The following is a 17,399-nucleotide window of genomic DNA, read 5'->3' on the forward strand; positions in this document are numbered from 1 at the left end:
ATTGTTATTATAACGATTTTTCTTTTCATAATTTCACATAAAAAAGGCGCACCTAGATTATTCTAAGTACGTCTTTACGGATTGTTAAAAGAGAGAAATTGGATCTTAATTCATTTGCGCTTTAATAGCAGCTAAGGATACGTCGCCCGTCTTATCGAACTTAACATCAGCATCCTGCAAATCAGCACCAAAACCAATTGATAATTCACCAGCACGGTTAATTGATTCAATTCCGGCTTGGGCATCTTCAAGTCCTGCTACTTGGTCAGCTGGAAGATCCATTAATTTAGCTGCTTCTTGGTAAATTTCTGGATCTGGCTTACCATGGCTTAAGTTTGCTGGATTAACGATTCCTTCAAAGTAATCAGTTAATTGCAAATACTTAAGAACCTTTGGCGCATTTTTAGAAGCAGAAGCTAATACAATGTGGTAACCATTAGCTTTCAATTCATCTAAGAAGTCTTTCATTCCTGGAAGAATATCGGCAGGTGTTAGAGTTTCAACTAATTTAATATAGTTATCATTCTTTTCAGTTGCCAAAGCTTCTTTTTCTTCTTGAGTATAGTCATTTTCATGGCCGCCAGCCTTCAAGATTAATTCCAAAGAATCCATCCGACTAACACCCTTTAATGCGTCAGCCAATTCTGGAGTCCATTCAGTTCCAACCTTGTCAGCTAATTGGTGCCATGCTTGACCATGAAAACGAGCAGTGTCAGCAATAACACCGTCAAGGTCAAATGCAAAACCTTTCAAATCTTCAAACTTCATCTCAAATGCCTCCAAGAATTACTTTAATTCAAGCTTCTTACCGTCAAGGTCGATGGTAATTGGGTCACCTGATACAAGATCGATCTTAGTACCATGCTTGTCAACCTTAACCTTCAAGATCCGACCACGGAACATTTGACGGAATTGGTATGAATCCCACTTCTTAGGTAAGAATGGTGCATAGTGCAATTGACCATCACGAACACGCATACCAGCAAATCCTTGAACAATATCAAGCCATGAACCAGTCATTGAAGTGATGTGAAGTCCATCAGAAGTATCGTTGTTGTAGTTATCAAGGTCAAGACGTGCTGAACGTTCATACAATTCAACGGCCTTGTCTTCGTAACCAATATCAGCAGCGATAATTGAGTAAACAGAAGCAGAAAGACTTGATTCGTGAACAGTAAATTGTTCGTAGAAGTCAAAGTTGTTCTTCTTTTCTTCCTTAGTAAAGTCATCAATGAAGTCCCAGAGACCTTGGATAACGTCACCTTGTTTTACGTATGGTGAACGTAAGATCTTATCCCATGACCAGTGTTGGTTAAGTGGTAACTGGTCACTTGGAATTTCAGAAACTGGAGTCAAGTCCTTGTCCATGAAGCCATCGTTTTCTGGGAAGATGTCCTTTTCCTTGTCGTAAGGAAGGTACATGTTGTCTACAATACCCTTCCACTTACGCTTTTCGTCTTCTGAAACATTAAGCTTCTTAGCTACCTTTTCATCTACTTGGTCTAAGATGTCAAGGGTGTATTGAAGAGTCCAGCGACAAAGAAGGTTAGTGTACCAGTCGTTGTTTACGTTGTTGTCGTATTCATCAGGACCAGTTACGGCATGAAGCATGTACTTATTCTTGTTTTGGGAGTAGTGCACACGGTCAGCCCAGAAACGAGAAATTTCAGTAAGAACTTCTGCACCTTCGTTAAGAACATATGACTTGTCGCCAGTGTACTTAGTGTACAGGTAAATAGCAAAGGCAATGTCCCCGTTACGGTGGATTTCTTCAAAGGTAATTTCCCATTCGTTGTGACATTCGATACCGTTGAAGGTAACCATTGGGAATAATGCACCATCAAGTCCTTGTTCCTTAGCGTTAACAAAGGCACCATCTAATTGCTTGTAACGGTACATTAATAAGTTACGTGCAACTTCTGGGTCTGCAACCCCAAGGTAAACTGGAATACAGTAAGCTTCAGTATCCCAGTAAGTAGCACCACCGTACTTTTCACCGGTGAATCCCTTTGGACTGATGTTAAGACGGTAATCTTGACCGTAGTAAGTAGAGAAGAGTTGGAAGAGGTTGAAACGAATACCCTGTTGAGCTCCTTCGTCACCTTCAATTTCAACATCAGACTTAACCCAACGATCTGCCCATTCTTTAATATGTGGATCGAGTAAATCGTCAAAACTTTGATTATCAAGTTGGTCGCCTAATACATCCAAGTTCTTTTCAATATCTGCTTGGGAGTCGTAATCACGAGAAGTCATTACAATACTGCGCTTTTCAAAGTTAACTTCTTTACCAGCAGCTACAGTACCAGCAAATGTGTTGTAAGCGTGCTTTTCGTCAGTGCCGTCACCCACGTGGTCAAGGTTAGTCTTTGAAGTAGTCTTCATTCCAACGATGAATTGTGGAGTGCCAAAATCATTCTTCTTAGTCATAGAAGTTAATTCAGCATGTTCGCCATCAGCAGACTTGCCTAAAACGTTCCAGAATTGTTCATCGTAGTTAGCGTCTTCGTTGTATACATCAGCATCAATCATGCTGGTAATTTCAACCTTAGCATCACTGTCGCCACGGTTCTTAATGTGGAGACGTTGACCAACTAATTCTTTTTGGGTAACACTAACAAAACGTTCAAAATTGAAGTACATTTCAGTACCACCAATTTCAACAGTAAAGCGCCGTTCTAAGACACCACGCTTCATGTCAAGATCAAGCTTAAAGTCTTTTGGTGTTTGCTTTGCTAAGTCGAGTTGTTCACCATTAACCTTAATGATTAACTTCATGAAGTTGACAGCGTTGATCATCTTACCAAAGTACTTAGGATAACCATTCTTCCACCAACCAACACGAGTCTTGTCAGGGAACCAAACTCCACCGAGGTAAATACCTTCCATATGGTCACCACTGTAACCTTCTTCAAAGAATCCACGCATACCAAGATTTTCATTGGCTAAACTAGTCATTGATTCTTGTAGACGCTTGTCTTGTGGGTCCCATTTGTGAGTGGCAACATGCCAAGGGGCAATATCAAATGTACGTTTCATTGAAATCTCAATTCCTTTCATCTGAAATAAAGGTAGTCTTTAACCTGCCTTTATTATAACTTAATTAATTTATTTTATTAAATAACTCCTATTCAGCATAAGTTTCCTTGATTGTGGCAACTGAAAGAGCACCAAGAGCCATTACAATACCAGCAAGGATAAACATGTGAACTTGTGAGTGTCCAAATAATGGGAATAAAGCAAAACTCAATAATGAAGCAACAATCTGTGGTAAACAAATTGAACCGTTGAATAATCCAAGGTATGTACCCATGTGCTTACCAGTCAATGCGTTTGTAACAATTGTTAATGGGTAAGTGTTCATCGCAGCCCAAGCAATTCCGACAAGGGTGTATGAAACAATCAACGTCCATTGATCATGAACAAAGAACACTGAAATGAACCCAAGAGCACCAAGAAGTAAACTACCACCGTAACCAAGCTTGTGGTACTTGTTTGGCACCTTAGCTAAAACGTATGACCAAATAACCGCAGCGATTGATTGAACAGCCGCAAGCACACCGTACCAGTTACCAGCAGCCTGATAACCAGCAGAAGTAGCATCAACAGTATCCCAAACGTTTTTGGCAATAGCCCCAGCTGAGTATGTCCAGAGGTACTGGAATGCAAACCAGCAGAAGAATTGAACAAGGGTAACTGTCCAGAATGCCTTTGGTGCATGCTTTAAGAGTGTGAACCAATTTCCACCCTCTTTGTTATCATCTTCAGAAATACCATGGTACTTTGCGTAAGTTGCTGGGTCATATTCATGAACCCGGAAAACTGTAAATAAACTAGTAACAACTAACAAGGCCGCTCCAACGTAGAAGGCGATAATAACTGAATCTGGAACAACGCCTCGTTTTGCAGTGTTACGAACCCCAAACCAAGCAGTTAAAATGAATGGGAAAACGGCAGCTAACACAGCACCTGTGTTAGATAAGAAACTTTGAATCCCATAGGCATAACTCTTTTGGTCATCGTTAACCATATCACCAACCATCATCTTAAATGGCTGCATTGCCACATTTGATGAAAGGTCAAGTAAAGCAACAGTAATTGCACCGAACCAAAGGGCAGCAAGCGAACCATACCCGAAACCGAAACTTCCTGAATTAGGAAGCAAAATCATAACGATAACAGCTACAATCATTCCCAATAGTAAGTATGGCAACCGCCGACCACCTAATTTTGGTGCCCATGTACGGTCTGAATAATAACCAATGATTGGTTGAACAATCAAACCAGCTAATGGTGGTAAGATGAAGAACCAGCCAAGGTTGTTAGGGTCGGCCCCAATAGTTTGGAAAATCCGACTCATTTGAGAACTCTGCAGAGTAAAAGCTGTCTGAACACCAAGGAATCCAAAGTTGATCATCCAGATAGTACTCTTTGATAGAGTAGGTAATCCAGCCCCCGTGGACTTTTCTTGACTCATTGCTAACAACTCCTTAACTTATAAAATAGTTCTAAAAGACACTTATGATTATTGTAAGCGCTTCATACATTATTGCAATATTAATAATATCAAATTTAAAATTGTTGTGCAACCGCTTGCGCAAAATTTTAGAAAACGGTTGCAGATTTTTATAATTTAAAGTTATTACTGTTCAGTTTCCGCAAGACAGGTCCGTTATAGTTAATTATTTAAAACACATTTAGCTTAATAAAATAAAGAAGGCAAGTAATGGGACTATGACATAAGTTAAGTTACTTTCATAAAAAGCAAATACGCAGTACAACAATGGCCTCTAACGTCCGGCAAAACCGAACGCTAGAGGCCTATTGTTGCTTGCGGGGGCTCGAAAACGAAGTCACAAGTGACTTCTGTCTCGCTCCCATTACTTGCCTTTTACAATGAAAGTTATTCTTGGTACTAAATTTTCTTAAGCAGAACCGCTTCACCCATTCCGCCCCCGACACACAGCGAAGCAACGCCGAGTTCATGATTATCCCTATGCATTTCATTAATCATTGTGACGATAATTCGCGCTCCTGAACACCCAACAGGATGGCCTAATGCAATTGCTCCACCCCAAGGATTGACAGCACTAGGATCAAGATGAAGCAAGTCCTGACAGACAAGGGCTTGGGTCGCAAACGCTTCATTAATTTCGTAAGTTTCTACGTCCTCTGCCGACATCTGCTGTTTTTTTAAGAGCTTATTGATTGCATAATATGGTCCCAGACCCATTAATGCTGGATCCAGACCAACAAGTGCGGATCCTTGCCACTCAGCCAATGGAGTTAATTCTAATCGGTTGACTGCACTTTCAGAAGCAAGAACCAGAGCAGCTCCTCCATCATTAATTCCCGAGGCGTTTCCTGCAGTCACACTTCCGTCAGATTTAAAAGCTGGTTTTAGTTTCGCTAAAGCCGCTAGGGAAGTATCTGATCGTGGTGCTTCGTCAACCGTTACAGTCACGGTGGTTCGTTTCTGCTTAACTTCAACTGGCACAATTTCTGAATCGAAATAGCCTGCTTTTTGAGCCTTTACTGCACGTTGATGACTCAGTAAAGCAAATTCGTCTTGCTGATGACGAGTAATCTGATACTTATCATTGATATTTTCAGCAGTAATTCCCATCGGATAACTGCCATAAACGTCATTTAAAGCATCACTTTGCATTGCATCAAGTAAGGTTCCGTTCCCAAATCGATAGCCATTCCGTGCCTTAGGAAGAACATAAGGAGCTTGAGACATACTTTCCATCCCCCCGGCAACAATTACATTAGCTTGTCCTGCGCGAATCAAACTTGCTGCCAAGTCAACACTTGACATTCCCGACGCACAGACGTCATTAATCGTTATTGCCGGAACCTGCTCACCTAATCCAGCGGCCATTGATGCTTGGCGAGCTGGATTTTGTCCAGTCCCTGCTTGAATAACATTCCCCATTAATACTTGGTCAATATCGTTTCCACTGAGCTTTGCCTTTTCAACAGCCGCTTTAATTGCAATTGCTCCTAATTCAACTGCAGACTTTGAAGCTAACTGACCGTTAAACTTACCGATTGGTGTTCGCTGAGCAGCAACAATGTAAACCTTCTCCATTCCGATTTCCCTCCATGTAAAAATAAGAGAGGACCGTGGCAAGTAATTCCGTGGTCCTTTCTATCAACTATTTATTTTAAAATCAACAATCCGATACTGCTCTTCTGGATTAAAAAGCAATTCGACCGCTTGCTGACCCAATTTGCGGGGTTGTAAGTCAACCTTTTCTTCTTGATTAATTAACATCCCCATCAACCGACTATTGTTAAAACAAATAGTTGGTAAATTAAATTCTTGTAGTTGCCGTATTAATCGTACCAGCAACAAGTCATCAACACAAACAATTGAATCGATTTGCGGATGTTGTTTAATAAAATCTTTAACTGCAGGTCCAGTTGGTGAATATCGCCAGCTAAGAGCAGGAAGTTGATGATTTTGCATACTCTGTTCATAACCTTGATGTCTATCCTGTTCAAATGCCCAATTACTTGCAGATTGAAGAAAGACGGGGTGGCTGACCTCCTGATGATCCATTAGATAATCAGTCGCCGCTTGCCCTGCCGCCACGTTATCATTGTCGACAAACCGATCTTGGGCCTTATCCGGGTGACCAATTACCACAAAATTAAGGTTATTTTGGCGCAGGTAATTAGTAATGGGGTCATCTTTAACCGTATAAAGTACTAAAAAGTTATGCACCTTGGACTGTTCGACCATCGATTTTACGCTTTGCAAAAGGTCGGTCGTAGTTGGCGCAATTGCCACAACCATTTCATAGTGAATCGGCTTTAATGCCATGCTAATTCCCCGTAATAAGTCAATATGGAAAGGGTTGGCAGGCGCAGTATCACTGGTTACTGGAAAAATAATTCCGACCATGTTTGATTCGCCCCGTGTTAGGTTCTGTGCATTGTAATTTGGTTGATAACCCAACTCTTTAGCAATCGTCGCTATTCGTTGTCGTGTTTTTTCACTAATTCGTGGATTATGGTTTAAAGCTCGAGAAGCAGTCGAAACCGATACCCCTGCTTTTTGTGCAATATCTTTAATTGTCGCCAACTAATCACCCTCTTTTGTAAATAACACGAACTCTCCTAATTCTAACAGGTAAAGCCCCATTTGGACAACTGGAATCCCTTCCATTAGGTTCAAAGCTTCTTTGTAGAGCTCTAATTGTCCCCGGTATCGGTCCTTTATCCGTGCCAGATCAAAGTCGCGGTAATCTTTATTAAGGTGATCGGTCTTATAGTCAACTAGAATAATTCCCTCGTCAGTTCTTAAGTAGCCATCAATGATTCCGTGAATTAAAATACGCTCATCATCGCTAACATTTACCCCTTTAAATAATTCATGACCATTCATAATCATTGAGAACGGGACTTCGCGATGATAATCTGTCGGATGCTTTAAAATCTTCTGGCCAACAGCGGTCTGATAAAAGGCCACTATTCCCTCACGATTGATTCGTGCTGCCACAACCGGATTGATCAATTTTTCTTCTACTAATTTTTGAATTTCTTGGTCAACAAATTCAACGTTAATCGGACCTTTATCAAGTGGGAGTTTTTGGAAAACAAGGTGCGTTGCTGTTCCAATTTCTGTTGCCACTGGTTCATGAGTAGTCTGTTGGATGAAAGCCGGGACATCAAAGTTATTATTTAAGTAAATTCCTTGTGTCTTTACCTTTTGTTGTTGATCATAATCCCACCGTGCCATATCACGTGTATCAGGATCTTCAAAGACTCGTTTTACATCTGTAACAGATTGGTAAGCAGTTGTTTTAGTAGCGACAAGATGGGGGTAACGATAGCGCAAAATTTGCTCAATCTTTTGTTCAGAAGCATCAGTTGCGACTATATTGTTCTTTTCCGTTACATTAGCACTAGCATTTTGCCCAATTCTTGCTAATCCATCACTAACATCAAGCGCGGTATATGTTTTTGCAATAAAGTGAGGATCAGCCGCCAAACCAGTAACTTTGGTATCAGCGAGAGTGCTTTCTTCTAACGTGACATTTCCACGACTCAATCGTTGCGCGTTGAATTCTGGATAACGAGCCAGGGCAAGGCCGACCCAGTCCATAAATGAATTTGCAGTGATCCGTGGCTGCGGGCCAATTAGTAAATTCTTACTCTGATAAGCTTTTTGCCACCGCTGCCATGACCCAGCAAGACTTTGGGTCCGCATTTCTTCATTAAAGGATCCCGTAATAACTAATCGCTGTTCCGCACGGGTCAGTGCAACATAGAGAACCCGAAGATCTTCTGCCCGTTCGCCGCGCTGAATTTCTTCAATCACTGCTTGCCGTTGTGGCGTATCATAAATAACCCGTTGATCATCCATGTAACGAATCCCTACCCCCGCAACGGCATCGACAACTGCATTTTCACGAGCTGCTCCTTTGTTAAAGCCATGTGTGGCATCAATTAGAAATACCACAGGGAATTGCAGACCCTTACTTCCGTGAATCGTCATAACATTAACCGTATTTGCAGTTAACTGTGTCGGTGCTACGCCTAAATCTTTATCATGTTCCTGCATTTTCTCAATAAAGCGAATAAATTGATAAAGACCCTTAAAACTGCTTTGTTCATAGGAGTGTGCACGTTGATAAAGAGCATGGAGGTTTGCTTGCCGTTGGTGGCCTCCTGGCATTGCTCCAACATAATCAAGGTAACCTGTTTGGTCATAGATCTGCCAAATCAAGTCAACAAGGTTTTGTTGTTGGGCTGTTTGTCGAAAAATACGAAGCAAGCCTAAGAAGTGGTCTGCTTTTTCATAAAGGGCACTTACCTGTTCAGAAGTAAGGAGCGATTGATGGCGAAGGGCCTTTCGCTGATAATTGTTCATAAATGCTTGCAAGGCAGCATAGTAATCGACAGAGCGATTCTGAAGACGGATAAAAGCTAATTCTTGGTTAGTTAACCCGACAATCGGCGACCGCAAAACAGCAGCTAATGGAATATCCTGTTGTGGATTATCAATTATCTTCAACAAGGACATCATTACTCGCACTTCAGTAGCTTGAAAATAACTTTCAACATCGTGAACTGTCAATGGAATATTAAGTTTATTAAACTCTTCCATCAATGAATTATTAATTGCCTTTGTCCGCTCAAGCAAAACAATATCACCGTACTGAATCGGACGCATCTGCCCATCTTCGGGATGAAAAATTAACTCTTGATTTTCAACCATCTGCTTAATTCGCATCCCAATCATCCGAAATTCTCCAGCTAATTTATCATCTTCGTGTTCAATATCTTCTTTTTCTGGATCAAGGGCATTGGCGTCATACAACAACACTTCTGTTGGTTGAACCTTATTAGCTTGATTTTCTTCGTAATAAGTGGCCGCATATTTTAAATGGGCATCTTCGTCGTAATCAATTTCACCGACTTCTCTATCCATCAATTGTTCGAAAAGGACATTGGTAAAGCTCGTCACATTAGTCATCGACCGGAAATTTTCTCCTAAAACAATTGCTTCCCCGTCGTTGCCTTGACGATAGTTTTGATATTTCCCGAGAAATAATGTTGGATCAGCTTCACGGAATCGGTAAATCGATTGCTTAACATCCCCTACCATAAATAGGTTCTTACGTTCAGGAGATGTCAATTTCATCAAAATACTTTCCTGAAGGCGGTTCGTATCCTGATATTCATCGATCATAATTTCCTGATAATGATTTTGCAGATCTTTGACAAGGGTTTGCCAGTTTGGCTGGTCGTCTGGTGGCGTTAAAATGGCGTACGCGTAGTGCTCCAAGTCACTAAATTCAAGGAGATGACGATTCAGCTTAGTTTGTTGGTACCGCCGACGGAAATTAATTGTTACCGCACTCAATTCACGTAAAAGTTCCTGAGCATGCGTTGAAATTAATCGAAATTGGTCTTCACGGTAATTAAAAAAGCGATCGACTAACTGATCAAATTGCTTTTTTATCCCCGTGCGAGCACTTCCCAGTGATTTATATACTTCTTCAGCTAGCTCATCATCTTTCGGTTTACCGCCCATTCGTGCAAATTTAGCATTAGCAAATAAGTCCCGAATAGTATTCCAGGTAGGTGGTTGCAATAAGTCTAAAAGCTCCTGCATCATCTGCTGGTCTTTTTGCAATGAATCAACAGTTTTAGCATCTAATTGACTTTCAGTTGCTTTGCTTAACAAGGCTGTAAATTGATCATGGAAAGTCGTTAGCTCGGTTAGCAGCTCTTCTTTTGCAATTGGTTCCTGTGCTTCCTGCTTTCCCAAGTAAGTACTAATCATTTGTTCCCACTGCTTCTTTAGCTGATTACGCTGCTTTTGAATGTCTTTATATACATCAATCCGTGGATCATCTGCCGCTGGTCGTCCTCGAAAACTACCAAACTTTTGCTGCGCCATCATTTGGCAAACATCACTGACGGTAATACCTCCTAGGGACGAAAGAAGTTGGTGCACCAACTCTTCATCACTCTTAATAACCTCGGCTGCTTGGTCTAGTCCGTTATCGCTAGCTCTTGTTGCTAATTCACGATAATCTTGAATGAACTGATTGAGTTTTTCGATGACCAGGGGCTTTAACTGTTGTTGATAAAAATTAGATTCTAATAGTGAGCCAGACCCCAAATCATAATTATCTGGTAATTTTTGGAGCCACTTTTCGGGTTCAGGCTGAGCATTAGCAATTTCATATAACCGTAAAATCAAGTCGTCAAGTCCTTGGTCATCACGGTCATTAGAAAAGTTGAGAACTAGTTCGCTAAAGGAAGCTCTTCCTGGAACTTTTTCTTCAGCATTTTTATATAGTTCTTCGCTAACTTCATGCCAGACATCTTCTTGAAGTAACAATCGCTCCGTTTCATCAGTTAAGAGCCGAAATTGTGGGTCAAGATCAATTAAGTAGTAGTAGCGCTTTATTAACTTTAAACAGAAAGCATGAATTGTACTGATATCTGCAGCCGCAAGCCGGTTAATTTGATTACTCATCCGGTCACGTAAATCTTTGGGATTAGCGGAATCTTGTACTATTTTCTGCAAGGCTGTTCTGATTTTATCCCGCATATTCTTTGCTGCCGCGTCCGTAAATGTTACGAGCAGCATTCGATCAATGCTTTGCCCTTCTTTAATTAATTCAATTGTCCGATTTACTAGCACAGCCGTTTTTCCTGATCCCGCGGAAGCTGAAACTAGAATATTTTCGCCACGGTCATTAATCGCCTTGGATTGAGCAGGCGTTGGTTTAAATCCAGCCATTACTTCTTATCCTCCTCATCATCGTCTTGAACTACATTATCAAATGCTTCTTTTGCTAAATTAGGATTTAGGTCGCGGTAGTTTTGTTGGTCAAGCATATTATCAAACTGAAATACGTCTAAAAAGTCACTATAATCAAGTCCTGTACGGCGGTTGCTTCCAGTTAATAACCGGTAAGGATTTAGTTTCAAGTCACCACTCAAAATTTGATTACCCGCATTAATTACAAGTTCCTTATTCATGTTTTGCAGCCAATCAAGTTGCTGTGGCGTAACGAGAAGGGCTTCTTTATTAGCTTTGATTTTTCCATTCTTATATTCCTTAAGGGGGTATAAGAATGCTTGTTTATCTAAGCTCTTATCTAACTCCCGCAATAATTGTGGATCATTCAAGAGGATTCCCTTGTATTGGTGCTCTTTTAATTTCAAATCATCGAGGGATCTTTTCTTTAACTCGGCAGCCTTAATTGTCGGATTATTCAAACGAAGATATAATGCCCCTGCCAGTCGTGGATTACTCGTTTCCAATTCAGTTAAGTTTGCCTGTAACCCGTTAAGGTAGGTTAAAAGTTGGAGAGAGAGTCCATAATAAGCCGAAGTGAGGTCAAAAAGATGATTACTCGACTTATAGTCAACGACCGTCAAGAAATTATCGTTCCCTTGCTTAAGATTATCGATTCGGTCAATTCGTCCCCGCAGATAAATATGATGATTATCTTTAAGCGGATAATCAAGAGAACCAAGGTTGCCCGGCTGTTGGTTACCAATTCGTCCAAACTGAACTTCGGTTTTTACTGGCTGCGAGCCGGTATATTCAGCTTGGCGGCATAATGTAATTAACATTGTTTTAACAATGGCGGTTAATTGCTGATATTGGAATTGGGCTTGGGCTGAAGAATTAATGAGACGCAATAAAGTTGGCTGATTCTCTTGAGCTGTAACTAATGCATGGTCAATCAGCTGGTCACGTTGCATCTGATTATCCTTGTGGGCAAGGTCTGCAAATGACAAATTATTTTCTCGAATTGTTGTAACAAAAGTCTCCATTGCTTTATGGAAGAAGGTACCGATACGGTCATTAGATAAGGTTAACTCATCTCGTTTTTGCAACCTCAAGCCATACTTAAGGAAATATTCGTACTGATTAATATAAAAATCTTGCAACTGCGAAATCGAGGCATATAATACCCGCCCACGCTCATCATCTGGAGCTGCTCGGAGATAAAGTGCCTGAGCCAATTTATTTCCCAGGGAATCAATCTTATTTTGATAATGGAAACCAGCAGCAACTAAAGATAGACGCTGACCTAGTAATATCCCTTCTGTTTGAACCTTAGCATTCGCTGATTGTTGCCATTGCTTAGCTAACTTAACTAACGATTCAGCAACTGTTTGCCATCCAACGGGCATGACCGGTTGCCGATCAATGCCAACCCCTTGCTCATCACGAATTTGCCGGCTAACTTCAACTAACCGGTTTATTGTTGCAAGCGGGGCACTAACAAAATCAATAGCATTCTCTTGTCCGGCCTTGCTAGTAGCTAATGGATATTCACGAACCGGTTGACTAAAGTAACGAGCCATATCATGCATATATGGCGATATACTGAGTTCCTTATCATCACTATCAGTTTGCGGTGCTGAGAAAATCAACTGTTCCTTAGCATTCATAAAACCAGTATAGTGAACAAATGGCTCGTCAATCAGTTGGTCAATTGCCGTTCCAGGAAGGTATTGGAAATCTTCATCAAGATAAGCACTCAAAATATCCTTATCTTGGTCCGTTAGCAAACTATCACTTTCTTGCATCTCTGGCATCACATCATCAGTTGACCCAATCATAAAAACTACTTTTCGATTTTCACTTTGGACAATTCCAGTTTCGGAGACTACTACTTGGTCTAATGTTGCCGGGATCTGGGAATACTGGGCCGCCGCAAAGCCTGCCTGGAGCAATTCACTAAAATCCGCAAGAACCTCACTAGTTCCGTTCCGCAGTTCTTGTTGGCCTAAAATTTCTACATATTCTTGGAGAATTTGGCAAAAGGTAGCCCAGACTTGTTGCGGTTGGCGCGCGATGTCTAAATCCCGGGTACTTTGGTATTGCTGCCAAGCGTATAACCGGTCTGTAACTCCCATAGCAGCTAAGAATTGGTATAACGCAGTCGCAAGTTCTTGTCCTGTTTGTGCTTGTTTAAATTGGTCGAAAACTGGCAGTAAGTGGTTTGCAACAAAATCTTTTACAAGGGCTAACTGGTCATTTAATTTTTTTAAACGTGACTGTTCATATTTTGGATCTGTCAGGTTGGTTCCTGGCGCCTGCCATAATTGCTTAATCTTTTCTGGATCATTAGTTGTCCAAGCATTTTTTCCTTCAATTGCCTGCTTAAGGCACCAATTCTCAGTAGCGAAAACTGCTGCTTGGAAATCACTTAGCCCCATCAGATCACCAGTGCCTGTCCGTGGAACAAGTAACCATGTTTTCAGCAATTGGATGATATCTGCTGTTCGATAGCCTCGCTGCGGTAATTCTAATAATGTTGTGAGGAGCGTTACTAACGGATGATTATCCATCAAGCGTTCATGGTCATTAAAAACTGGAATATCATGTGCCGCAAAAACCGGTTCAATCATTGTCTGATAGCCGTCAAGGTGGCGACTAAGGATAAGGAAGTCACGATAACGATATTTACCGCTAGCAACTAATTGGCGAATCTGGGTAGCCACACTATTCAATTCAGTCATCCGATTGGTGGTTGTCATAAATTGAAGATTTTGGGGACAAGAAAGTTCTTCCCGCTCGCCGGGGCCAATTGGTTCGCTTGCATAACGCTTAAAATACGAATCAACTTGTTGTAATTCCGCATCTACGCGAGGAGTCGTCGCAAACGCTACATTTTGCAAAACCTTTACTTCTTTTTGATGCATTTGACCAAATTTCCACAAACGGTGAAATTGCATCGCGGAGGAATAAAACAAGTTATTTTTAGGAGGAAGTTCCTGGGGATTTGGATGGTTCTGATCTGGATATCCACGATCAAGAGTTAAAGAAATAGTTGTCGATGCGGCATTCGTAATTAATGCATCCACTACCTGTTGCTCATTTGCAGTAAACTGAGCAAAACGGTCAATAAAGAAGTGCATCTTAGCAACTTCTGGTGATTTTTGAAGGTAAGACACTAATTGCCGGTATAACTCACTATTACCAATATACCGGTCTCGTAACCGGTCTTCATAAGCATGATATATGATTTCAACATCATGCATTTTAGCTAGCCACGCCTGATTAGCTGCTGGATCATTCGCTGACTTCACCCGGGAAATAATATCGGTTAAGTCGTCAGCGGTTATGTTGGCATTTTTTAATTCTTCAAGCTGGGCTGTCATCTTTTGAATAAATCCAGCTTGTTTTACTTCACTCGCATATAAACGGAGCTCACTTGCCTGTTCTTGAACAACTTGGGAAGTTAGCATCGCCATCCCAATTTTAGAAAGGTGTTGTTTTTGAAATGCTGGAGTATCTCGTAAAAGGTACCAAGCAAGCCGGCTAAACGAAAGTACCTGTACGCGTGAAGAGGCGAACCGGTCACTTCCGCTAAGTCCTTGACGATCACGAAGACCAGCAAGGACATTAATTTCAGTTTCAAACTTAATATGGTTAGGCACCAAATAATAAAAGCTCTCATCAGCAGATGCATTCTTTATCTGGTCAACTAATTGATCAATCAACACTTGCTGATGATCCATCGCTGCTGTCCCTAAAACAAATCCCAGTGTTCCCATAATCTTTAATCCTTTCTATCGCTTAAATTGCTCCTCTAATTTTATCATAAAACGAACATATATTCTTTAGCTAAAAAAAAGGGATCGAGACAGAAGTTACTCGTGACTTCTGTCTCGATCCCTCTATCATTATAAAATTGGAGACAGCAGACGTGACACCGTTTGCTTAACTCTTAACCAGCGCGGTTGCTCAGCAAACATTACAGGTGTAATTACCCGGCATTCACGAATATCATTAACAAAAATCCGCTCAAGATCGTCTACTGTATTTTGATTATAAATAAAGGCATTAATTTCGAAGTTTAATTTAAAACTCCGAAAGTCAAGGTTAGCAGAGCCGACTGAAGCCATTCGACCGTCAATCATCATCGTCTTAGCGTGAAGGAAACCCTTTTGATAGTAATAAATTGTTACACCATGATTAGCAAGCTCACGAGCATAATATTGTGTTGCCCGATATACAAAGGCATGGTCAGGCATTGAAGGAATCATTATCCGTACATCGATTCCTGAATGAGCCGCTACTTTTAACGCATCCAAAATACTATCGTCGGGGATTAGGTAGGGAGTTTGAATCCAAATATGATCTTGCGCTGCATTAATTAGACGTAAATACCCCATTTTAATTTTTTCCAATGGCGCTTCAGGACCGCTAGAGACAGTCTGCAATGCAACATCCCCATGAACTCTAATTGGTTGGAAGTAAGGATGGTAATGCACAATCTTATCTTTATCCTTTTTCATTGATGCATTCCAGTCGCCGATAAACCGTCGCTGAAGGCCATAAACGCCACCGCCGACAATTCGGAGGTGGGTATCACGCCATGGACCAAATTTAGAAACGCGTCCTAGGTATTGGTCCCCAACATTAAAACCACCAACATACCCAATCTCACCATCAATAACAACAATTTTCCGGTGGTCCCGGTAGTTTATCCGAAAATCAAAGAAATTACTTCGGGACATCAGGAACGGGGCTGCATAACCACCGACTTCCCGTAAATGATCATAGAAGCTTGGCCAGACTCCCATTGATCCCCATGAATCGTAAAGAACTCGCACTTCTACTCCCTCAGCAGCCTTTTGTTCAAGCAGAGTCCGTAATTCATTACCAATTTGATCATTATAAATTGTATAAAACTCAATATGGATACTCTTTTTCGCTGCTGCAATATCATCAAACATTTGCTTAAAAAGCACATTACCATTTGTAAAAATATTAACGGTATTGTGCCGCGTCAAAAACGAGTCATCAATACTTTGAAAAAGCATGATGGTTCGTCGATAAATCTGGACGGTTTGATCTTTGGGCTTCGGCATATTGATGAATTGCTGCTTTTGCTTTTCTAGTGCTTGTTTTAATTTTAGCTGCGTTTGTGATTTTATTCGGGCTAATTGTTTATGCGGTAATTTTCGCCCAAAGAAAGCATATAGAATAAAACCAAACCCAGGAATCAGCATTAACACCAACAGCCATGCCCAAGTTGCGGCAATATCTCGTTTTTCACGGAAAACAGTATAAATGGCTGCAATTTCATTGACGAGAATAACTAGTAGCAAACACCACCAAATAATTGTCCATGTTAATGCCATCGCTTATCCTCCATTCATCTCATTGCTTTTCATTCTAACGCAAACTACTTCTTTCTGAAATATAATCTCGCCTATTTTCTCCGCTGAATAAGGCTAAATGTCGTACAATAGAAATATTATTAATCAAGGGAGGATACTAATGGCAGAAATATATTTGCGCCGCGCCCAGACCCAAGACTTAGCGACGATCATGAAGATAATTGATGATGCAAAGGGCCTTCTAAAGAAAAATGGCAGTCCGCAATGGCAAAACGGTTATCCAAATCGAGAAACTTTTGCTCAAGATATTGCAACGCAAACAAACTGGGTATTAATTAATGGTAATAAAGTAGCGGCAACTGCGACTCTTCAGCTCACCCCAGAACCGACCTACCGTAACATTACACAGGGACAGTGGCAACAACTAGATGAACCTTACGCTACCATTCACCGGGTCGCCATCAGCAGTAATTATCGCGGACAAGGACTTAGTAAATTGCTCTTTTCTAACTTGCTAACTGTTGGCCAAATGCAAGGGATTAAGAATTTCCGGATCGACACTCACCGCAACAATAAAGCGATGCAACACATTGTCGAAAATTTCAACTTTAAAAGACGAGGAATCATTAAAGTTAATGACCAAAATGATCCCGAGCGATTAGCCTATGAACTAAACTTAGGAAGCCATCATAAGCTTACTCGAATCAATAATAATTTTATGCAACCATTGATTGATAAGCTATAGGATGCACAAAAAATGACAGTTTAAAACA

9 protein-coding genes are annotated in these 17,399 nt (G+C 40.9%); 1 reads left to right on the top strand and 8 read right to left on the bottom strand.

Going from position 1 to position 17,399, the window contains the following annotated elements; all coding sequences use genetic code 11:
* Positions 1–105: 105 nt before the first annotated feature.
* From pgmB to cls, 8 genes are all read right to left on the bottom strand, one after another.
* Entirely contained in the window at positions 106–768 is a 663-nt protein-coding gene (gene pgmB / locus LMB56_RS04165) for a beta-phosphoglucomutase (protein WP_003670263.1), read from the bottom strand.
* An 18-nt stretch (positions 769–786) separates the two neighbouring features.
* Positions 787–3,039 (bottom strand): glycoside hydrolase family 65 protein, encoded by a 2,253-nt coding sequence (locus LMB56_RS04170; RefSeq protein ID WP_029507879.1) that lies wholly within the window; start codon positions 3,037–3,039, stop codon positions 787–789.
* 88 nt (positions 3,040–3,127) lie between these two features.
* Entirely contained in the window at positions 3,128–4,477 is a 1,350-nt protein-coding gene (locus tag LMB56_RS04175; RefSeq protein ID WP_229283515.1) for an SLC45 family MFS transporter, read from the bottom strand.
* Positions 4,478–4,915: 438 nt separating this feature from the next.
* Positions 4,916–6,094: an acetyl-CoA C-acetyltransferase gene (locus LMB56_RS04180; protein WP_229283514.1), complete on the bottom strand. Its 1,179-nt coding sequence runs from the start codon at positions 6,092–6,094 to the stop codon at positions 4,916–4,918.
* Between the two features lie 63 nt (positions 6,095–6,157).
* A complete protein-coding gene (locus LMB56_RS04185) occupies positions 6,158–7,093 on the bottom strand; it encodes a LacI family DNA-binding transcriptional regulator (protein WP_219285680.1) in 936 nt (311 codons plus the stop codon).
* Positions 7,094–11,272: a helicase-exonuclease AddAB subunit AddA gene (gene addA, locus LMB56_RS04190; RefSeq protein ID WP_229283513.1), complete on the bottom strand. Its 4,179-nt coding sequence runs from the start codon at positions 11,270–11,272 to the stop codon at positions 7,094–7,096.
* Complete coding sequence (locus LMB56_RS04195) at positions 11,272–15,054, bottom strand: PD-(D/E)XK nuclease family protein (protein WP_229283512.1); 3,783 nt, start codon at positions 15,052–15,054, stop codon at positions 11,272–11,274. The genes addA and LMB56_RS04195 overlap by 1 nt, the downstream gene beginning before the upstream one ends.
* Before the next feature lie 129 nt (positions 15,055–15,183).
* Positions 15,184–16,647 carry a cardiolipin synthase gene (gene cls / locus LMB56_RS04200; protein WP_229283511.1) on the bottom strand — a complete coding sequence of 488 codons (1,464 nt, stop codon included), beginning with the start codon at positions 16,645–16,647 and terminating at the stop codon, positions 15,184–15,186.
* Between the two features lie 139 nt (positions 16,648–16,786).
* Here cls and LMB56_RS04205 point away from each other — a divergent pair, with 139 nt between their 5' ends.
* The gene (locus tag LMB56_RS04205) at positions 16,787–17,371 is read left to right on the top strand and encodes a GNAT family N-acetyltransferase (RefSeq protein WP_229283510.1); all 585 of its coding nucleotides are present in this window, start codon (positions 16,787–16,789) and stop codon (positions 17,369–17,371) included.
* The last annotated feature ends 28 nt before the right edge of the window (positions 17,372–17,399 follow it).

The organism is Limosilactobacillus reuteri, assembly GCF_020785355.1.
GTDB classification, from domain to species: domain Bacteria; phylum Bacillota; class Bacilli; order Lactobacillales; family Lactobacillaceae; genus Limosilactobacillus; species Limosilactobacillus reuteri_I.